This is a genomic window from Achromobacter veterisilvae, assembly GCF_037619525.1.
Classification (GTDB): domain Bacteria; phylum Pseudomonadota; class Gammaproteobacteria; order Burkholderiales; family Burkholderiaceae_B; genus Achromobacter; species Achromobacter veterisilvae.
In genome coordinates this window covers 6442956-6461688 of the sequence record NZ_CP148753.1, presented here as the reverse complement: position 1 = coordinate 6461688, position 18733 = coordinate 6442956, and the positions used below count along the sequence as shown (strand labels likewise).

At 69.0% G+C, this 18733-nt stretch carries 18 protein-coding genes; 2 read left to right on the top strand and 16 right to left on the bottom strand.

The genetic code is table 11. The features are described from left to right. Nucleotides 1–5: 5 nt before the first annotated feature. Complete coding sequence (locus WHX56_RS30085; protein WP_129243321.1) at nt 6–1325, bottom strand: NAD(P)/FAD-dependent oxidoreductase; 1320 nt, start codon at nt 1323–1325, stop codon at nt 6–8. A gap of 49 nt (nt 1326–1374) precedes the next feature. Continuing rightward, nucleotides 1375–1773: a diacylglycerol kinase gene (locus tag WHX56_RS30080; RefSeq protein ID WP_129243324.1), complete on the bottom strand. Its 399-nt coding sequence runs from the start codon at nt 1771–1773 to the stop codon at nt 1375–1377. A gap of 221 nt (nt 1774–1994) precedes the next feature. Here WHX56_RS30080 and WHX56_RS30075 point away from each other — a divergent pair, with 221 nt between their 5' ends. Next, entirely contained in the window at nt 1995–3524 is a 1530-nt protein-coding gene (locus WHX56_RS30075; RefSeq protein WP_338879817.1) for a mannitol dehydrogenase family protein, read from the top strand. A gap of 8 nt (nt 3525–3532) precedes the next feature. Here WHX56_RS30075 and WHX56_RS30070 read toward each other — a convergent pair whose 3' ends face one another. The 13 genes from WHX56_RS30070 to WHX56_RS30010 all read right to left on the bottom strand — a co-directional run bounded on the left by WHX56_RS30070 (nt 3533) and on the right by WHX56_RS30010 (nt 17022). Further along, a complete protein-coding gene (locus tag WHX56_RS30070; protein ID WP_129243477.1) occupies nt 3533–4243 on the bottom strand; it encodes an ABC transporter ATP-binding protein in 711 nt (236 codons plus the stop codon). A 56-nt stretch (nt 4244–4299) separates the two neighbouring features. After that, nucleotides 4300–5076, bottom strand: a complete 777-nt coding sequence (locus WHX56_RS30065; RefSeq protein ID WP_338879816.1) for an ABC transporter ATP-binding protein — start codon at nt 5074–5076, stop codon at nt 4300–4302. Further along, nucleotides 5073–6056, bottom strand: coding sequence for a branched-chain amino acid ABC transporter permease (locus WHX56_RS30060; protein ID WP_338879815.1), 984 nt, complete (start codon nt 6054–6056; stop codon nt 5073–5075). The genes WHX56_RS30065 and WHX56_RS30060 overlap by 4 nt, the downstream gene beginning before the upstream one ends. Before the next feature lie 9 nt (nt 6057–6065). Next, nucleotides 6066–6986, bottom strand: a complete 921-nt coding sequence (locus tag WHX56_RS30055) for a branched-chain amino acid ABC transporter permease (RefSeq protein WP_287755255.1) — start codon at nt 6984–6986, stop codon at nt 6066–6068. 32 nt (nt 6987–7018) lie between these two features. Then, complete coding sequence (locus tag WHX56_RS30050; RefSeq protein ID WP_287755254.1) at nt 7019–8194, bottom strand: ABC transporter substrate-binding protein; 1176 nt, start codon at nt 8192–8194, stop codon at nt 7019–7021. A gap of 56 nt (nt 8195–8250) precedes the next feature. After that, nucleotides 8251–9252 (bottom strand): amidohydrolase family protein, encoded by a 1002-nt coding sequence (locus tag WHX56_RS30045; protein ID WP_338879814.1) that lies wholly within the window; start codon nt 9250–9252, stop codon nt 8251–8253. A 43-nt stretch (nt 9253–9295) separates the two neighbouring features. Then, nucleotides 9296–9847 carry a 3-hydroxyanthranilate 3,4-dioxygenase gene (locus tag WHX56_RS30040; protein WP_338879813.1) on the bottom strand — a complete coding sequence of 184 codons (552 nt, stop codon included), beginning with the start codon at nt 9845–9847 and terminating at the stop codon, nt 9296–9298. 131 nt (nt 9848–9978) lie between these two features. Beyond that, nucleotides 9979–10956, bottom strand: coding sequence for a LysR substrate-binding domain-containing protein (locus WHX56_RS30035; RefSeq protein WP_338879812.1), 978 nt, complete (start codon nt 10954–10956; stop codon nt 9979–9981). Nucleotides 10957–10972: 16 nt separating this feature from the next. Next, the gene (locus tag WHX56_RS30030; RefSeq protein ID WP_287753998.1) at nt 10973–11404 is read right to left on the bottom strand and encodes a RidA family protein; all 432 of its coding nucleotides are present in this window, start codon (nt 11402–11404) and stop codon (nt 10973–10975) included. Nucleotides 11405–11431: 27 nt separating this feature from the next. Then, nucleotides 11432–12889: a 2-hydroxymuconic semialdehyde dehydrogenase gene (locus WHX56_RS30025; RefSeq protein ID WP_338879811.1), complete on the bottom strand. Its 1458-nt coding sequence runs from the start codon at nt 12887–12889 to the stop codon at nt 11432–11434. A gap of 144 nt (nt 12890–13033) precedes the next feature. Further along, nucleotides 13034–15427, bottom strand: coding sequence for a TonB-dependent siderophore receptor (locus WHX56_RS30020; RefSeq protein ID WP_338879810.1), 2394 nt, complete (start codon nt 15425–15427; stop codon nt 13034–13036). A gap of 79 nt (nt 15428–15506) precedes the next feature. Next, complete coding sequence (locus tag WHX56_RS30015; RefSeq protein WP_338879809.1) at nt 15507–16499, bottom strand: FecR family protein; 993 nt, start codon at nt 16497–16499, stop codon at nt 15507–15509. After that, on the bottom strand, nt 16492–17022 hold the full coding sequence (locus WHX56_RS30010; RefSeq protein ID WP_338879808.1) for a sigma-70 family RNA polymerase sigma factor: 531 nt from the start codon (nt 17020–17022) through the stop codon (nt 16492–16494). The genes WHX56_RS30015 and WHX56_RS30010 overlap by 8 nt, the downstream gene beginning before the upstream one ends. Nucleotides 17023–17143: 121 nt before the next feature. Between WHX56_RS30010 and WHX56_RS30005 the strand changes: the two genes are divergently transcribed. Beyond that, nucleotides 17144–17629, top strand: a complete 486-nt coding sequence (locus tag WHX56_RS30005) for a MarR family transcriptional regulator (RefSeq protein WP_338879807.1) — start codon at nt 17144–17146, stop codon at nt 17627–17629. A 14-nt stretch (nt 17630–17643) separates the two neighbouring features. Here WHX56_RS30005 and WHX56_RS30000 read toward each other — a convergent pair whose 3' ends face one another. Beyond that, nucleotides 17644–18555 carry a YihY/virulence factor BrkB family protein gene (locus tag WHX56_RS30000; RefSeq protein ID WP_338879806.1) on the bottom strand — a complete coding sequence of 304 codons (912 nt, stop codon included), beginning with the start codon at nt 18553–18555 and terminating at the stop codon, nt 17644–17646. Nucleotides 18556–18733: the final 178 nt, after the last annotated feature.

Here is an 18733-nt window from a genome sequence, read left to right as displayed (position 1 = left end):
GGGATTCAGTGCAGTTTGACCCGGGGGCGCGTGCGCCGCATGAGCAGGCGGGCGAGGGCCAGGGAGGCGGTGCGCGAGATGCCCAGCACGGCTTTGTGGTGCATCAGGTGCAGGCTCATGTACATCAGGCGCGCCAGTGTACCGCTTACGAACAGTCCCCGTCCGGCCAGCTTGCCCATCAGGCTGCCCACGCCCGCGTCCTGCCCCAGCGAGACCAGCGAGCCGTGGTCCTGGTAGACATAAGGCCCGGCGGGTTCGGCGGTATGGCGCAGGCGGGCGGTGAGTTTCTTCGCCAGGTAGTCGGCCTCCTGGTGCGCCGCCTGGGCGCGGGCGGGCACGGTGCGGCCTTCGCGCCACGGCGCGGCGCAGCAGTCGCCCAGCGCCAGCACGTGCGGGTCCGGGGTTTCCAGCCGCTCGTTGACCTCAAGCTGGCCCAGCTTGTTCAGCGGCAGCCCCAGGTCGGCCAGCAGCGCCGGGCCCTGGATGCCGGCCGCCCACATGCAGAGCTGGGCGGGGATCTCGCGGCCGTCGGCGGTCCGGACGGTGCTGGCGGTGACTTCCGATACCCGGCAGGAGGTCTCCACGCGGATGCCCAGTTCGGTGAGCCGGTTGGTGGCGGCCACCGAAATCTTCTCGGGCAGCGCCGACAGAATGCGCGGCGCCCCTTCGACCAGGGTGATGGCCAGGTCGCGTTCGGCGCGGAAATTGGGCAGGCCGTAGGCGCTGACCACGTGGCTGGCCTCTACCAGTTCCACGGCGAGTTCGACGCCGGTGGCGCCGCCGCCCACGATGACCAGGTCCAGCCGGGCCGAGGGGTTGCGCACCTTCGCCAGGTCCACCTGCGCCATCGCCTTGAGCATGGTCAGGCGGAACTGTTCGGCGTTTTCCGTGGTGTCCAGCGTGACGGCGTGTTCGGCCGCGCCGGGCGTATTGAAGAAATTGGACGTGCTGCCCAGCGCCAGCACCAGCGTATCGTAGGCCAGTTCGCGGCGGGGCAGGACCTCCTGGCCGTGCGCGTCGTCCACGGCGTCCAGCGTGATCAGGCGGCGGTCGCGGTCCACATGCTCGAGGCGGCCCTGGGCGAACGAAAACCCGTTCATGTGCGCCAGCATCAGGTACGACAGGCCCTCTTGGTGGATGTCCAGCGTGCCGGCCGCCGCTTCATGCAGCGAGGGTTTCCAGATGTGGAAGGGGCGGCTGTCGACCAGCGTGACGTGCTGCCGTCCGTGGGCGCGGCCCAGCTTGGAAGCCAGTTCCAGGCCGCCCGCGCCTCCGCCCGCGATGACAATGCGTTCCGAGGTGTCCGACGTCGATCTAGGCATCATGGCTCTCAGTATAAATAGCGGCGCGGCCCCCGGGGGATGCCAAGCCGTGTCAATGCATGACGAAACGGCTGATGGCGACGCCCACCCAGACCGTCCCGGCGAAGATCAGGAGCAGCATCACGGCGGCGCTGCCGAGATCCTTGGCCCGCCCCAGGAGCGGATGCGATTCCACGGACAGAGCGTCGGCCAGCGCTTCGATGGCGGAATTCAGGAGTTCCGCCGCCAGCACCATGATCACCGTGCCTATCAGGAAGAATACCTCGACCGTGGTCCGGCCCAGGAAGAACGCGGCCGGGATCATCAGGACGGCCAGCGCCAGTTCCTGGCGGAAGGCGGCCTCGTACTTGATCGCGGCTTTCAGGCCCTGCAGAGAATAGCGCAGCGCATTCAGGATGCGGCGCAGGCCGCCTGTGCTCTTGTAGGGCGAATGGTGCGGATTCGAGGACATGGATCGGGAAAGAAAGCCGGGGACCGAATATTCTACCTATCCCCTTGGTCGGCGGTTGACATGGCGATGTGGCGATACCGTCCGAGGCATGCTATACCCTGGCGTTGCGCCGGGCCAGGGTGTCGATGCCGACGGAACGCTCGCCGCCCGAGATTTCCCTCCACGCGTCCGCGGGCCCGGCCGACAGGCGAGCCGCTGGCGCACTATGGCACCGCTCATCCATGCTTGAACGTTTGAATACGGAGTCCTTGCCGCGTCTGCCGGCAGACGTTGAGAAGCCCGCCTACGATCGCAGCCGCCTCACGCCCGGCATCGTGCACCTGGGGCTGGGCGCGTTTCACCGCGCGCACCAGGCGGTGGTCACGGACCTGGCGATGCAGGCCAGCGGCGACCTGAGCTGGGGCATCCTGGGCGTGTCCCTGCGCAGCCCCGCCACGCGCGACGCGCTGACGCCGCAGCACGGCCTGTACGCGGTGGCCCTGCGGGACGTCGGCCCCGACGGCCAGCCGAGGGAACAACTGCGCGTGGCCGGATCGGTGCTGCGCGTGATGGTGGCCGAAGAGGACCCCAACGCCGTCCTGGAACGCATCGCCTATCCGCAAACGCGCATCGTCAGCCTGACGGTCACGGAGAAAGGCTACTGCCGCGAGCCGGCCACCGGCTACCTGCGCTGGGACCATCCGGACATCGAGCACGACCTGGACAATCCGCAGCGCCCGCGCAGCGCCATCGGCATGCTGGTCTACGGCCTGGCGCTGCGCCGCGAGCGCGGCTTGCCGCCGGTGACGCTGATGTCCTGCGACAACTTCCGGGGCAACGGCGACATCCTGCGCAACCTGGTGCTGGCGTTCGCCCTGCGCGTGGACGTGGCGTTGACGCAATGGATCGACGCGAACTGCACCTTTCCGAATTCCATGGTGGACCGGATCGTGCCGCGCACCGAGGACCACGACCGCGAGCGGATCGCCCGCCGCCTGGGCATGGAGGACGCCTGGCCGGTGGTCGGCGAACCCTATCTGAACTGGGTCATCGAAGACAAGTTCGCGGCGGGCCGTCCCGCGTGGGAAAGCCCCGGCGGGGCGACCTTCGTGCGCAGCGCGGCGCCCTACGAACGCCTGAAGCTGCGCATGGCCGACGGGCCGCATTCGGCCTTGGCCTACCTGGGCGTGTCGATGGGCAAGGCCACCGTCGCCGAGGCGCTGGAAGTGCCGGCCTTGCGCCGTTTCGTGGAAGACATGATGCGCCTGGAGATCGCGCCCACCCTCAAGGGCATTCCCGGCGCCGGCCTGGAGGAATACCGCCTGCGCTTTCTGGCCCGGGCGGCCAATCCCGCGCTGCGGCTGCGCGCGCAGCAGGTCGCCATGGACGGTTCGCAGAAGCTGCCGCAGCGGCTGCTGGACACGATCCGCGACCGCATGCGCGGCGGCGACGACGTCGGCCGCCTGTGCCTGGCCGTGGCGGCGTGGCTGCATTACCTGCGCGGCGAGGACGAACTGGGCGGGCGCTATCCCATACAGGATCCGATGGCGGCGGCGCTGGCCAGGCTGACGGCGCGCGCCGAAGTCGCGGCCCAGGCGGCCGCGCCGTCGCAGGCGGCGCAGCGGCGCGCGATGGTGCTGGCCGGTTTCAAGCCGGTGTTCGGCGAACTGGGCGAAGCGGCCGAATTCGTCTCCCACCTTGCTGCGCATCTGGAAGCCCTGCGCCGGCACGGCGCGGCGCACGCGGCGCAGGCCCTGGCGCGGGGCGCATAGGACGCGCCCTAGACGCCCAGGTAGCGCAGCAGCCGGGGTTCGTCGTCCAGGAAGTCCCGCGACGTTCCGGTCCAGGCCACGCGGCCTTTCTCGACGATGGCGTGGCGGTCGGCGGTGGCCAGCAGCGGTTCCAGGTTCTTGTCGATGCACAGCACCGCCAGCCCGGTCCGCTTCAGGGCTTCCAGCGCCGTCCAGATCTCTTCGCGCACGACCGGCGCCAGCCCTTCCGTGGCTTCGTCCAGGATCAGCAGGCGCGGGTTGGTCAGCAGCGCCCGGCCGATCGCCAGCATCTGCTGTTCGCCGCCCGACAGGTGGCTGCCCAGGTGCCGGGCGCGCTCCGACAGCCGCGGGAACAGGGCGTACACTCGTTCCAGCGTCCACGGCCGCGCGGCGCCCTGCCGGTTGTGCGCGGTGGCGACCAGGTTCTCCCGCACCGACAGATTGGGAAAGATGTGCCGGCCTTCGGGCACCAGCCCGATGCCGCGCTGCGCCACCTTGTAGGCGGGCAGCCCGCCGATGTCGCGGCCGTCGAAAACGATGGCGCCCTGGCTCGCGCGGGTCAGGCCCATCACCGTTTTCACGGTGGTGGACTTGCCCATCCCGTTGCGCCCCAGCAAGGTCACGAATTCCCCCGGCCCGATCTCCAGATCGATGCCGAACAGCGCCTGGCTGGCGCCATAGTGCGCGGTGACGCCGCGCAAGGAAAGCAGGGCGCTCACTGGACCGCCTTCGTGCTGCGCACGCCGGTATTCGCTCTGGGTTCGGCCCGGCGGGCTCATGCGCGAGCCTCCCTGGGACGGCGGGCGCTGGCGCGTTCGCTGCCCAGGTAGCATTCGCGCACCTGGGGATCGCCGCGGATTTCGTCGGCCGTGCCGCAGGCCAGCGCGCGGCCGTAGACCAGCACCGTGATGCGGTCGGACAGCGCGAAGACGGCCTGCATGTCGTGCTCCACCAGCAGGATCGTGTAGCGGCCGCGCAATTCCAGCAGCAGGCGCGTCATGGCCTCGGATTCGTGCTGGCTCATGCCCGCCATGGGTTCGTCCAGCAGCAGCAGCGACGGCTGGCACGCCAGCACCATGGCCAGTTCCAGTTGCCGGAGTTCGCCGTGCGCCAGTTCGCCCGCGGGCCGGTCGGCGCGGGCCGACAGCCCCGCCATTTCCAGGGCGTCGCGGGCCGGTTCCGTCAGCGCCGGGGTCGAACGCACGGGGCGCCAGAAGCGGAAGCTGTGGCCGCGCCGCGCCTGCACGGCCATCGCCACGTTCTCCAGGGCGGTAAACGGTTTGAAGACGGAGGTGATCTGGTAGGAACGGGCCAGGCCGTGGCGCACCCGTTTTTCCACGGGCATCCGGGTGACGTCGCGGCCGTCGAGCAGCACGCGGCCGCCGTCGGGCCGAAGCTCGCCGCTCAACTGGCCGATCAGCGTGGTCTTGCCCGCGCCGTTCGGGCCGATCACCGCATGCAGTTCGCCGCGCCGGACGTCCAGCGACAGGTCGTCGGTGACCGTCAACCCGCCGTATTTCTTCTCCAGGTGTTCGACGCGCAGCGCGCTCATTGCGGTTCTCCCGAGGGGCGGCGGGCCGGGCGCGGCGGCGCGCGCAGGGGCGCGTCGGACAGGCTGCCATACAGGCCGCGCCGGGACGCCAGCACCACGCCGACGATCAAGAGTCCCATGGCCAGCATCCAGTGTTCGGTCAGCAGCTTCAATCCTTCCTCCAGCAGCAGGAACGCGAGGGCGCCGGCCAGCGGGCCGAACAGCGTGCCGATGCCGCCCAGTACCACCATCACGATCAGTTCGCCGGACGCGGTCCAGGCCAGATAGGAGGGCGATACGTACATCGTCAGATTGGCCAGCAGCACGCCGGCCACGCCGCAGACCACCGCGGAGATCGCATAGGCGGCCAGGCGATAGCGCAGCGTGGGAAAGCCCAGGGCCCGCATGCGGCGTTCGTTGGCCTGACAGCCGCGCAGCGCCATGCCGAAGGGCGCGTGCACCAGGCGGTGCATCAGCCACAGCGCCAGCAGCAGGACGCCGAACGCGGCCCAGTACAGGGCCAGCGGCGTATCCAGCCGGAACGCGCCGAAGTCGCTGCCGGCGAACAGGGACATGCCGTCGTCGCCGCCGAAGCCTTCCAGCCCCGTGGCCAGGAAATAGAACATCTGCGCGAACGCCAGCGTGATCATGATGAACGCGATGCCCGAGGTGCGCATCGCCACGCAGCCGCTGACCAGGCCGACCGCCGCGCACGCGCCGATGGCCGCGCCCAGGTGCAGCCACCCGTTCTCGATGCCGTAGTGCGACAGCACGCCCACGGAATAGGCGCCCAGTCCCAGGTACAGGGCATGCCCGAAGCTGACCATGCCGCCATAGCCCAGCAGCAGGTTCAAGGCCGTGGCGGCCACGCCGTACACCAGCACGCGTCCGAACAGCGCCAGGAGGAAGGGTTCGCCCTGCCATTGCGCATACGCGGGCACCAGGGCAAGCAGCAACAGCAGGGCGCCGGCGGCCAGGCTGCGGGGAGAGAGTCTGAACATGGCCCGCCCCTATCCGTGCCTGACCGGGAACAGGCCCTGCGGGCGCAAGGCCAGCACCAGCGCCATGACGATGTAGATCAGCATCGATGCGATGGCCGGCCCGGCCGCGTTGGCGGCGGACGGCGGCAGCGCGGCGCGCAGCAGGGTGGGCAGGAGCGCGCGGCCCAGCGTGTCGACCAGGCCCACCATCAGCGCGGCCAGGAAGGCGCCGCGCACCGAGCCGATGCCGCCGATCACGATGACCACCAGCGTCAGGATCAGAATGGGTTCGCCCATGCCCGTCTGCGCCGACAGGATAGGGCCGGCCATCAGGCCCGCCACGCCCGCCAGCACGGCGCCCAGGACGAACAGCAGGGTATTGAGCCGCGCGATGTTCACGCCCAGCGCGCCCACCATCATGCGGTCGGTCGAGCCCGCCCGTATCAGCATGCCGAGCCGCGTGCGGTGGATCAGCACGTAGCAGCCCGCCGCCACCGCCAGGCCGACGACGATGATGAGGAACCGGTACAGCGGATACGTGACGCCCAGGACGGCTATGGTGCCGGACAGCCAGGACGGCAGCCCCATGCTGATCGGCGCCGGGCCCCATAGGATGCGCGTGAGTTCGTTGAAGAACAGGATGAAGCCGAACGTGGCCAGCACCTGGTCCAGGTGTTCCCGCGGGTACAGCCGCGCCAGCGCGATGCGGTCCAGCAGCAGCCCCAGCGCGGCCATGCCGGCGACCACGGCGCCCGCGGCCAGCAGGAACGATCCCGTGTGGCGGAATACGGTGGCGGCGATGAAGGCGCCCATCATGTAGAGCGACCCGTGCGCCAGGTTGATGAAGTTCATGATGCCGAACACCAGCGTCAGGCCGGCGGCCAGCAGGAACAGCAGGATTCCGAGTTGCAGGCCGTTCAAGGCCTGCACCAGCAGCAGCGTCGTGGACATAGCGTTCGCCTCCTGGCCGGGCGGGCCGGGGATTACTTCATGGCGCACTGGGCGGCGTACTGGTCCGCCACCTTGGACAGGTCCGGAAAGATGGGGCCCTTGTTCACGAAGGCCACCTTGCCGTCCGCGCCGGCCTCCACGTCCGCGCGGAAGAATCCGGCGACCGGGAAGTGATTGGGCTGGTAGCGGAATTCGCCGCGCACGGACTGGAAATCGGCCGCTTCGAGCGCGCGGCGCAGGGCGTCCTTGTCGTCGACCTTGCCGCCGGTCTTCTTCAGCGCCGAGCCGATCAACTGGGCGGCGTCCCACGACTGCGCGGCGTAGCTGGAGGGTTCGCGTCCGTACTTCTGCCGGAACGCCGCGGCGAACGCCCGGTTGGCCGCATTGTCGAGATCGGGCGAATAGGGCACGTTGGTGACCGCGCCCAGGGCATCCTTTTGCAGGGCGGGCAGGGTGGCGCCGTCGATGGTGTCCACCGACAGCAGCGGGATCTTGCCGAACAGGCCCGCCTGGCGGTACTGCTTGATGAAGTTCACCCCCATGCCGCCGGGGAAGAAAACGTAGGCGGCGTCGGGCCTGGCTTCCGCCAGCGCGGCCAGCTCCACCGAGTAGTCGGGCTGGTTCACCTGCGTGAAGACTTCGTTGACCACCTCGCCCTTGAAGAAGCGCTTGAAGCCGGCCATGGCGTCCTTGCCCGCCTGGTAGTTGGGGGCGAGCAGGTAGACCTTCCCGAATCCCATCTGGTTGGCCATTTCGCCGCTGCCCTCGTGGCGCTGCGTGTTGTTCCAGGACGTGGAGAAGAAGTAGGGCGTACAGTCCTTGCCCGCCAGGTTGGTCGGGCCGGCGTTCGAACCCACCAGGAACACGCCGGCGCTCGTCACCGGCCGCACCACGGCAAGCATGACATTGGAATAGACCACGCCGGTGATGATCGGCACCTTGTCGCTCTGCACGAGCTTGCGCGCGGCCTGCACGCCGACCTCGGGCTTGAACTGGTCGTCTTCCTTGATGATCTGCACGGGCACGCCGCCCAGCTTGCCGCCGCCCTGTTCCACGGCGAGCATGAAGCCGTCCAGTTGGTCCTGGCCCAGCACCGAGCCGGGGCCGGTCAAGGTCGTCAAGAGGCCGATCTTCACGTCGGCCGTCGCGGTGGCCGACAGCGCCAGCCCCAGGGCCGCGGCGGCGGCCAGCTTGTAAGTGCATCGCATCGTGATTCCCCTTGTCTTGCCGTGTGTCACGGTCATGTGGGCCTGGCGTGGGCGCTTCAATGGTCCAGGCCGAAAAACGCCATCGTGTTGCGGAACAGGATCTTGTGTTGCACCTCGGGAAGCAGGCCGGCGTGGGTCACCAGCCGGCCCACCTCCTGCTCGCCCAGCGGATACGGATAGTCGGAGCCGAGCAGTACGCGGTCTTCGCCCATCACGTCGATCAGCAGCCGCAGCGAGCGCGGATCGAAGACCGCGCTGTCGGTATAGAAGCGGTCGGTATAGGACGAAGGCAGTTGCGGACAGTCCTGGCGGATGATGTCGCGATGCCGCCAGGCGTTGTCCACGCGTCCCAGCAGGAAGGCGAAGCTGCCGCCGCCATGCGCGAAGCACAGCTTCAGGCTGCGCGGTATGCGCTCGAAGGCGCCGGACAGAATCAGCGACAGGATGCCGAGCTGGGTTTCGGCCGGCATGGCCACCAGCCAGGGCAGCATCCATTTCTTCATGCGGCCGTCGGTCATCATGTCCCAGGGATGCACCAGAACGGGAATGTCGTTGCCGGCGCAATGGATCAGGAACTGGACCAGGGTCTCGTCGTCCAGGTCGCGCGGGCCGACGTGGTTGCCGATCTGCACGCCCAGGTGGCCGGCGGCGCGCGAACGCGAGGCTTCGCGGCACGCCAGGTCCAGGTCCTGCAGCGGCACCTGCGCCAGCGCCTTCAGGCGCGACGGCGCATGGGCGCAGTGTTCCAGCGCCAGGTCATTCATGCGCGCCGCCCAGTCGGCCGCGGCCTGCGCCGGGTAGGTGTAGCCGAACATGATGGGCGTGGCGCACAGGATCTGCACGTCCACGCCGTGGAGGTCCATTTGCCGCACCCGCAAGGCCGGGTCCCAGAGCGTGGCGTCCACGGGGCGGAACGGCCGGTCGCCCGCCATGATCTGGCCGGCGGCGCCGTCGCCTTCCGGGCGCAGCCAGGGCGCGTTGACGGGGTCGAGCGCGGCCGCTTCTTCCCGCGTGATCGGCGGGAAAAAATGCGCGTGCATATCGATTTTCTGGATCATCGGTGGACGGGTTGGCGTGGGGGGGAAGGTTTGCGGCGTGGTGCTAGCGGGGCGCGGACGGAGACGGGGGAGCTTCCCCCTTGCCCGGGTGGATCGCGCCGCAGCCGGGACAGGTGCGTTTTTCGGTGCTGGAGTAGAAAGCCTGGAACAGCGGCGGCAGGTCGGTCACGATGCTCTGGAGCTGCACCTCCGCGCGGTGAACCAGGTGATGGCATTCGGGGCAATACCATTCGAAGCCGTCCAGCAGGCCCGCGGGGCGCTGGCGTTCGATGACCAGGCAGACGCTGCCGGCTTCGGGCCGCTGCGGCGAATGGCGCACGTGCGGCGGCAACAGGAAAATGTCGCCTTCCTTCAGGTCCACGCGTTCCGGCCTGCCGTCTATCCAGAGCGACAGCCAGGCGTTGCCGCGCAACTGGTGGAAGAACTCTTCCAGCGGATCGTCGTGGTAGTCGGTGCGCAGGTTCGGGCCGCCGACCACGGTGACGATGAAGTCGGCGTCCTGCCAGATCTGCTTGTTGCCGACCGGCGGCTTGAGCAGATGCGCGTTGTCGTCGATCCAGCGCTGGAAATTGAACGGGGAACCGTAGGCGAGCATGGGGAACTCCAGGGATGGGGGAACTGCGCTCTCCCTTGGAGTCTAGGCGGCGCAGCGAGGGACTGCACAATAGAAATTGCGCGGGTGGCTATGCTGTCCGTCTATCGCGGGGTAACCCTGAGAGGCCGGCTTCAGCCGCCGGTCCCGGGCTGCGGCGCGCGCTGCGCGGCGATCTGCTTCAGGTAGTCCACCAGCCGCTGGCAGGCCGGGGTCAGGGGGCGGTCCGCGCGGACCGAATAGCCCACGTCGCCGAAGGCGCCGAAGACATCGGTGGGCAGCCTGGCCAGGATGCCCATGGACAGGAACTGCGCCGCCGCGTCGTAGGGGATGAGAGCGAGCGCGTCGCTGTGCATGAGCACGCCGATGTTGGTCAGCAGCGAAAGCGATTCGACGTGCCTGGCGGGCAGGCGCAGGCCGGCGTCGAAGAAGGTGCGTTCGATCGAGGCGCGCAGCGGCGAGGTGGGCGCGGGCAGGATCCAGATGCAGTCGGCCAGGTCGGCCAGCGCCACTTCCCGCGCGCCGGCCAGGGGATGGCGCGCGCCGGCCACCAGGCACAGATCTTCCCGGTACAGCTTGTGGTGGTCCACGGCGACGCCGGAGATCGACGCCATGTCGGCGCCCGGCAAGCGGCCCACGACGATGTCCAGATCGCCCGTGGCCAGGGCCGGCAGCAATTGCGCGGTGGGCCCTTCGCGCACCGTGACCTGGATGCCGGGGTGGTCCGTCATCAAGCGCGCGATGGCCTCGGGCAACAGCTTGGCGGACGCGGCGATCAGGGTGCCCACCACCACGTGGCCGCGGGCTCCGCCCAGCACGGCGTCGATGTCGTCGGCCATGTAGCGGATCTCGGCCATCATGGCGTGGACCCGGCGGCCCAGCACCAGGGCCAGTTCGGTCGGCGTGACGCCGCGGTTGGAACGTTCGAACAGCGTGGCGCCGAAGAAGGATTCCAGGTCGTGGATGGCCTTGGTGACGGTGGGCTGGGTCAGGTGCAGTTCACTGGCGGCGCGCGACAGCGAGCGGCGCGCCAGCACGCGTTCGAAGATCTGCAACTGGTGCAGCTTCAGTTTGTGGCTGAGGGCGTTGGGCGTAATCCGGAAGTTCGACATGCGTGCTGGCGCGCCGCTAGCGTGCAAGCGGCTTGTAGGCGACCGCCTTGATTTCGATCAGCAACTGCGGATGCGGCAACTGGTGCACCGCGACGGTGGTGCGTGCTGGACCATCGGCGTCGAAATACTCGCCGTAGACCTGATTGTATCCACCGAAATCGTTCATGTTGACCAGGTACGTGCTGATTTCCACCACGTCGGCCAGGGTGGCGCCGGCGGTGCCCAGGATGTCGCGGATGTTCTCGATGACGGCGCGCGTCTGCGCCCGGATATCCAGGGTCGCCGTGCCCATGGCGTCGACTTCGGCGCCCGCGATGCGGTTGTCGGGCAGGCGCGAGCTGGTGCCGGAGACGAACAGGAAGTCGCCGGCGCGCTTGATGTGCGGGTACTTGCCCCGGGGCGTGGCTTTTCCGGCGACGACGGTGGCGCTGGTGGTGGCTGGGTTCATTCCGCTTTCCTTTGGGACGGGGGGACGTCAGAGCTTGATGCAGACGTTGGTGGGCTCAGTATAGAAATGCAGCGAATGGCGTCCACCTTCGCGGCCGATACCCGACAGGCCGCTGCCGCCGAAGGGCGTGCGCAGATCGCGCAGGAACCAGCAGTTGACCCAGGCCAGGCCGACCTTCATGGCCTGCGCCACGCGGTGTCCGCGGCTGAGGTTCTGCGTCCAGACCGCCGCGGCCAGGCCGTAGCGGGTGTCGTTGGCCAGGCGGATGGCCTCGTCCTCGGTATCGAAGGGCGCCACGTGGCACACGGGGCCGAAGACCTCCTCCTTGATGCAGCGGGCCTGTTCGGACAGGCCGGTCCAGACCGTGGGCTGCACGTACGCGCCCGCGTCGCGGGCGTCGCCGAATTCCGGAATGCCGCCGCCCGCCGCCACGGCCGCGCCTTCCTGGCGCGCCAAGGCGAAGTACGACAGCACTTTTTCGCGGTGTTCGCGCGACACCAGCGGCCCCATCTCGGTATCGGGCTCCATCGGCCAGCCGATGCGCATGGCTTTGGCCCGCGCCGCCAGCGCCTCGACGAAGCGCTCGTAGATGGGGCGCTCGACATACACCCGTTCGGTGCACAGGCAGACCTGGCCGCAGTTGGCGAAGGCCGAGCGCGTGACGCCGTCCACCGCCGCGTCGAAGTCCGCGTCGGCGAACACCAGGGCCGCGTTCTTGCCGCCCAGCTCGAACGACACCGGCTTCACGCCGGGCGCGACGGCGCGCATGATGGCGGCGCCCGTGGCGGATTCGCCGGTAAAGGTGATCCCGTCGATGCCCGGGTGCGCGGTCATGAATTCGCCCGCCGAGTTCGGGCCGAACCCGTGCGTCAGATTCAGCACGCCGGGCGGCAGCCCCGCTTCGTCGGCGACTTCGGCCAGCAGGGTGGCCGTCGAGGGCGTGACCTCGGACGGCTTCATGATCACTGTGTTGCCGAACGCCAGCGCCGGCGCCACCTTCCAGGTCAGCAGCAGGAGCGGCAGGTTCCAGGGCGAGATCACGCCCACCACGCCCAGCGGCTTGCGGTAGGCGTAGTTCAGCGCCTGCCTGCCGTCCGGCGTGTCGGTCATGTAGCTTTCCATGTCCAGCGTGCGGGCCAGTTCGGCGAAGGCCCGGAAATTGGCCGCGCCCCGGGGGATGTCGATCTTGCCGGCCCAGCCGACGGGCTTGCCGGTGTCGCCGATTTCGGCCTGCAGGAAGTCGTCGAACCGCCGGTCGATGCCGTCGGCCAGCGCCAGCAGGTAGTCGGTACGCGCGGCGACCGGCAGCGCGGCCCAGGCGGGCAGGGCGCGGCGCGCGGCTTCCACGGCGCGGTTCACCTGGCCGCGATCGGCTTCGTGGACCTGGGCGATGAGGCGCCCATCCACCGGGCTGTGCTTGTCGAAGGTGGACGCGCCGTCTTCGAAGCGGCCATCGATGTAATTGCGTAGCTGGCGTGGCGTCATTGCCCGGCTTCCAATGGATATTAAGTACGTATACGTACTATATCGGCAAATAATAGGCAGCGCGGGCCGGCAAGTCAATGATGGAATTCCAGGGCGGCGCGCCTTCCCCGCCCGCGCGGCGCGGACGGGGAGAGCGTTTGCCGCCTACCAGCGGTAGCTGAGCGTACCGTACACCTGGCGCTCCTGCCCCCAGTAGCACGATGTCGTGCTGCCGCAGCTAGCCACGTAGCGGCGGTCGAACAGGTTGGTCGCCGACAGCGCGAAGGCGAGTCCCTTGAGCGAGGGATCCAGGGCGCCCAGGTCGTAGGAGACGCGCGCGTCGACCAGCGTGACCGGCTTCATGCCCAGTTCGTTGTAGGCGTCGCCATAGGTGCTGCTCCGGTAGCGCACGCCCATGCCGGCGGTCAGGCCGCGCGCCGCGCCGCCGAAGCTGTGGTCGGCCCACAGGGCGGCCTGGTGGCGAGGCAGGTTGGGCACGGCCTTGCCTTCGGTATTGACGCCGGTGTAATCGGGCGTGTTGCGGGTCACTTCGCCGTGGCTGTAAGCATAGGAAGCGATCAGCGTCCACCCCAGGCCCAGTTCCGCCTTGCCTTCCAGTTCGACGCCGCGCACGCGCACTTCGCCGGTCTGCGCGTTGAACGCGGGGTCGGATGGATCCGCGGCGATCACATTCTTTTGCGTAAGCTGGAACGCCGACAGCGTGACGAAGGCCTTCTGGCCGGGCGGCTCGTACTTGATGCCGGCCTCGTACTGCTCTCCTTCGGTGGGCTTGAACGGCGAACCGGACCGGGTGGCGCCCGTGGCGGGGTCGAACGACGTCGAGTAGCTGACATAGGGAGCCAGGCCGTTGCGCGCCAGGTAGACGATGCCGGCGCGTCCGGTCCACGCGGTGTCGCTCTGGCTGCCCGCGGCGTCCGAGCCGAAGTTCACTCCCTGCTTGTCGGCCCAGGCGCGGTCATAGCGCGCGCCGCCGGTGAAGACCCATTGGCCCGCGCGGATCTGGTCCTGCAGGTAATAGCCGATCTGCGTTGTGTGCGTGCGGGTGTCGGTGTATTCGGCGATATCCCGCGGCCGCTGGCCATAGACCGGGCGGTACAGGTCCAGCGGCCCCAGCGTGCCCATGTAGAAGCGGTAGCTGTTGTTCACGCGGCGCAGGTCCAGGCCGGCCAGCACGGTGTGCGACAGGGGGCCGGTGTCGAACTCGGCCTGCACCTGATTGTCCACTGTGAAGGCATACACCTGCTCCTTCCACCCGACATAGCTGCGGTCGATGAGTCGCTTTTCGTCGTCGAGGAAGCCGTTCAGGAAGCTGTTCCGCGCGTCGAAGTCGATTTCGGCATAGCGCAGGTTCTGGCTGACCTTCCAGATGGAATTCAGGCGGTGGTCCAGGCGGTAGCCGACCGAGCGCTGCTCCACGTCCCAGCGGTCCACGCCCGGCTCGCCGGGAAAGCGCGAGCGCTTCAGGCGGCCGTTCGGATTGCCGTAGAGCGTGCCTTCGGCGGGCCAGAAGTAACCCGTCCAGCCGTCGACGAGGTCGCGTTGGTACTGCACGCGCAGCGTGAAACTGGTGTCCGCGTTCGGCGCCCAGGTAAAGGCCGGCGCGAAATACCGGTTGGTTTCGTCCACGCGGTCCAGCGAAGCGCCCGCGTCGCGGTACAGCCCGGTCAGGCGGTAGCGCAGCGTGGCGCCTTCGTTCAGCGGGCCGCCCAGGTCGAACGCGCCCTGCTTGTGGTCGTTGCTGCCGCCTTCGAGCTGGATCTCGCCCTGGCGCGTTTCCGTAGGCGCCTTGGTGACGAAGTTCACCAGGCCGCCCGGCGTGTTCTGGCCGTAGAGCACCGAGGCCGGCCCCTTCAGCACCTCGATGCGTTCGGCGCCATAAGGGTTCAGCCGCGGAATCACGTATTCGCCCGTGGCGCTGCGCAGCCCGTCCTGGTAGGTGGCGTAGTTGGCGTTGAAACCGCGCAACTGAATCACATCGAAGCGCACGTCGTAACCCGCCCAGGCGGCATTGACCCCCGGCGTGTAGGCCAGCGCTTCCGCCGTGCTGCGCACCGGCCGGCGGTCCATTTCCGAACGGCTGATCACGTTGATGGTCTGCGGCGTTTCCAGAAGGGCGGCATCGGTCTTGGACCCCGAGGCGCTGCGTGTCGCCACGACGCCGTCCACCGGACCGAAAGCCGATTCCTGGACGCCGCTCACGGTGATCGGCGCGAGTTCCACGGCGGGAGAAGAGGGCGCTTTCCGCAACTGGATGCGGCCTTCGGCATTGCGCCGGGCCGACAGGCCCGTGCCGGCGAGCAGGGCGGACAGGTCTTCGTCCGTTCCGGTGGGCGCGGGCAGGCCGGGGCTGCGCAGGCCCCGCGTGAGCGAGGCGTCATAGGAAATCACCAGGCCGCGCCGCTGGGCATAGGCGTTCAACGCCTCGTCCAGCGGACCGGGCGGTATCGGCGGACCCTCGGCGGCAAGCGCCGAGGTGGCCAGCGCCTGCAGGACGAGCGCCAGGCCGGCGAGGAATTTGCTGAAGGGTTTCGGGTACACCGCAATGCTCCATGCTGGGTTGTGCATGGAAGGGATGACGCGCCGGACGCGCAAAAGGGAAAGGCCCGTTACAAATTCGCTAGCGCCGTTCCACCCGCAATATCCACGGGCCGTAGCTGCGCACCCGGATGGGCAGGCTTTCCTGGAGCGAGGCGTACGCTTCATCGCCCTGCAGCGGCAGCACCGCGGAAACGCGCAGGTCCGCCAGCGCCCGCGCGTCGTAGATCAGCAGCCCGCGCCGGTAGCGCGCCAGCTCGGCCAGCACCTCGGGCAGCGGCGTGTCTATCACCGCGTAGCGGCCCTGGGTCCAGGCTTCCGCATCGCGGTTGGCGGGCTGGACGGGCTCGACCGACGCGGCGCGGATCTCGAGCGCCTGTCCGGCGGACGCGTCGCGGCAGGCGGCGCCGGGAGCGGCGGGGCAGCCTCGCACCCGCGACTCCGTCACCGTCACGCGCGTGGCGTCCGGCATCAGGCGGACCACGTAGCGGGTGCCCAGCGCCGTGGCGGTGCCGTCGCGGGTATCCACCACGAACGGCCGTCCGGGGGCGCCGTGGGCGACTTCGGCCAGGATCTCGCCCTGGCGCAGCACGATGCGGCGTTCCGTCGGCGTATAGAGGATATCGATGGCGCTGTCGGTATTCAGCGTGACGCGGCTGCCGTCGCTCAATTCGACCGTGCGGCGCTCGCCCACGCCGCTGCGCAGATCGGCGGCCAGCCAGGGCATCTGGGCCTGGCCCGCCCACCAGGCCGACACCAGGAGCGCCGCGCCCAGCGCCAGCCCCGAGGCCGTTCTCCGCCGGCGCTTGCGCCGCCTGGCCGCGGTGTCGCGGACCAGCCCGCCCAGCCGGTCCGGGGGCGCCTGCGCCGCGGGCGCGGACAACAGGCTCCACAGTTCCCGCATGCGCTGCCAGGCGCGTTCGTGGTCCGGACTGGCGGTGCGCCATCGCTCGAAATCCCGGGTTTCCTCGGCGCTGGGATGGCCGTCCATGACGCTGTGCCAATGGGCGGCTTCCTCCAGCGCGGCGCGCGGCAGCGGCGGACCGCCCGCCGGATTGCCCTGGGCCTCACGCATCGCCGTGCGCCGGCGCCAGGTCGGCCAGCACGTCGTGGCAGGCGAGCAAGGCCTGTGCGAGGTACAGCTTGACCGAGCGCTCCGACACCCGCAGCGCCAGGCCGATGTCGCGGTGAGACATCCCGTCGTACAGGCTCATGAGAAAAGCCTGGCCCGCCTTGGCGGGCAGGCGTTCGATCGCGCCCGTCACCGCGGCCAGCGCCTCGACCGCCATGGCGACCTGTTCGGCCGAAGGCGCGGTATGCGCGGCGCAGCATTCCGCCTGCAGCGACAGATAGGTCTGCTCGATCTCCTGGCGGCGGTGTTCGTCGATCACCAGCCTGCTGGCGGTGGTGGCCAGCAGGGCGCGGGGCTGGTCCGCCGTCTCCAGGCCGCCGCGGCGCAGCAGGCGCAGGAACGCGTCGTGCGCGATGTCCTCGGCGCGGAAGCGGCATTTCAGCCTGCGCAGCAGCCATGCGCGCAGCCAGCCGTGATGCTGCGCGTACAGGCTCTGGAAGGCCGGCAGAGTGTTCGGTCCGGACATGGGGTGGAACGCTAGAATTGAGAATCGTTACCGATTCGGCGGATTTTACGCGCCTTCGGCCGCGGCGCCAGCCCCTGCGTGTGAACGCCTACAATCGTCGGGCATATTCCATGGACGCCCGATGACCAGCCCTTCCCGAACCGCCCGCCCGGCCGCCGCCCGGGCCCTGAAGGAATTCGATCTGACCCAGGTGGCATCCCATTTGCTGCGCCGCGCCCACTTCCGCGCCGAAGCGCTGTTCGCCCAGGCGTTCGCCGAAGAAGACCTGACTCCCCGCCAGAAAGCCCTGCTGGTCACCGTCTACCAGAACCCCGGCGCTACGCAGAACCGCATCGCCGAACTGATCGCGCTGGACCGCAATTCCTTCGCCGAAATGATTGCCCGCATGACGAAGAAGGGGTACGTGCGCCGCACGCGGTCCGCCGAGGACGGCCGCGCCTATGCGCTGGAAATCACGGAAGAGGGCGCGGCCCTGCTGGCCCGCGTACTGCCGCGCGACGCCGAGGTCGAGACCGAGGTGCTGGCGCCGCTGCCGCCCGAATTGCGGCCCGTGTTCCTGCGGTGCCTGAGGCTGATGGCCGGCCTGGAGGACGGCGCGAAAGGCTGACGCCCGCGCCGTGTTCAGGCCGGCGGCACTTGCGGCCCGGATGCCTGCCGTTCCGCCGTGCCGAAGCGCAGCGCGAATTGCCGCGTGAACACCGCGCCGAAAAAGAAGATCTGCGCCGAATAGTAGATCCACAGCAGCAGCGCGATCAGCGATCCGGCGGCGCCGTAGGCCGACACCGCCGCGCCCCGGCTCAGGTACAGGCCGATGCCCCACTTGCCGATCAGGAACAGCGCCGCCGTCACGATGGCGCCGGGAATCACGTCGCGCCAGGAGATCTTCGCGCTGGGCAGCAGCTTGAAGATCACCGCGAACAGCGCCACCACCACCGAGAAGGAAAACAGGCTGGAGATCCATTCGGCCACCGTCGCGACCGTGGAGGCCATCCACAGGTCTCCGTAGTACTTGCGCGCGGCGCCCAGCCCGGCGTTTACGGTCAGGGAAACCAGCAGGAACAGCGCCAGCACCAGCACCAGGCCGAACGACAGCATCCGGCTGCGCACCATGCCGTGCAGCCCGCCTTTCTGGTTGCCGGACACTTCCCAGAGGTCGTCCAGGCTGGCCTTGAGCTCGGCGAACGCCGTGGTGGCGCTGAAGATCAGCACGAAAATGGAAATCAGCGCCGCGATCCAGCCCCCGCCGGACTCGTGCGCGCTGGCCAGCACCGTCTGGATCACCTCGGCCCCGCGTTCGCCGGTCAGTTCCCGCAGGGACGAGAACAGTTCGGAGCGCACCGCGTCCTCGCCGAAGAAGGCCCCCGCCACCGCGATGAGGAGGATCAGCATGGGCGCCAGCGAGAAAACCATGTACAAGGCCAGGGCCGCTCCCTTGCTGGAGGCGCGGTGGGCGGACCATTGATTGGCGGAATCCATCAGCAGCCCGCCGATCTCGGACGGGCGCAGGACGCGGAGGCTCTGGGGGAGGCGCATAGTTCTGGGTTCAGTCCATGAAGCCTTCATTGTAGGGACGCATGCGTCCCGGCGAAACCTTCAGATTGTGCGCAAACGTTCCGGCCCTGGGCGAAGGCGGCCGCGCCCGCGCGGACGGCGGGCAAAGAAAAACCCCCGGGGCGAAGGACCGGGGGTTTTTCAGGATACTGCATTCCCC

What these genes read in the sequence shown, in the direction of transcription:
- WHX56_RS30085 (WP_129243321.1), bottom strand. Translation starts at nt 1,325, where the DNA reads ATGATGCCTAGATCGACGTCGGACACCTCGGAACGCATTGTCATCGCG.
- WHX56_RS30080 (WP_129243324.1), bottom strand. Translation starts at nt 1,773, where the DNA reads ATGTCCTCGAATCCGCACCATTCGCCCTACAAGAGCACAGGCGGCCTG.
- WHX56_RS30075 (WP_338879817.1), top strand. Translation starts at nt 1,995, where the DNA reads ATGCTTGAACGTTTGAATACGGAGTCCTTGCCGCGTCTGCCGGCAGAC.
- WHX56_RS30065 (WP_338879816.1), bottom strand. Translation starts at nt 5,076, where the DNA reads ATGAGCGCGCTGCGCGTCGAACACCTGGAGAAGAAATACGGCGGGTTG.
- WHX56_RS30060 (WP_338879815.1), bottom strand. Translation starts at nt 6,056, where the DNA reads ATGTTCAGACTCTCTCCCCGCAGCCTGGCCGCCGGCGCCCTGCTGTTG.
- WHX56_RS30055 (WP_287755255.1), bottom strand. Translation starts at nt 6,986, where the DNA reads ATGTCCACGACGCTGCTGCTGGTGCAGGCCTTGAACGGCCTGCAACTC.
- WHX56_RS30050 (WP_287755254.1), bottom strand. Translation starts at nt 8,194, where the DNA reads ATGCGATGCACTTACAAGCTGGCCGCCGCCGCGGCCCTGGGGCTGGCG.
- WHX56_RS30045 (WP_338879814.1), bottom strand. Translation starts at nt 9,252, where the DNA reads ATGATCCAGAAAATCGATATGCACGCGCATTTTTTCCCGCCGATCACG.
- WHX56_RS30040 (WP_338879813.1), bottom strand. Translation starts at nt 9,847, where the DNA reads ATGCTCGCCTACGGTTCCCCGTTCAATTTCCAGCGCTGGATCGACGAC.
- WHX56_RS30035 (WP_338879812.1), bottom strand. Translation starts at nt 10,956, where the DNA reads ATGTCGAACTTCCGGATTACGCCCAACGCCCTCAGCCACAAACTGAAG.
- WHX56_RS30030 (WP_287753998.1), bottom strand. Translation starts at nt 11,404, where the DNA reads ATGAACCCAGCCACCACCAGCGCCACCGTCGTCGCCGGAAAAGCCACG.
- WHX56_RS30025 (WP_338879811.1), bottom strand. Translation starts at nt 12,889, where the DNA reads ATGACGCCACGCCAGCTACGCAATTACATCGATGGCCGCTTCGAAGAC.
- WHX56_RS30015 (WP_338879809.1), bottom strand. Translation starts at nt 16,499, where the DNA reads ATGCGTGAGGCCCAGGGCAATCCGGCGGGCGGTCCGCCGCTGCCGCGC.
- WHX56_RS30010 (WP_338879808.1), bottom strand. Translation starts at nt 17,022, where the DNA reads ATGTCCGGACCGAACACTCTGCCGGCCTTCCAGAGCCTGTACGCGCAG.
- WHX56_RS30005 (WP_338879807.1), top strand. Translation starts at nt 17,144, where the DNA reads ATGACCAGCCCTTCCCGAACCGCCCGCCCGGCCGCCGCCCGGGCCCTG.
- WHX56_RS30000 (WP_338879806.1), bottom strand. Translation starts at nt 18,555, where the DNA reads ATGCGCCTCCCCCAGAGCCTCCGCGTCCTGCGCCCGTCCGAGATCGGC.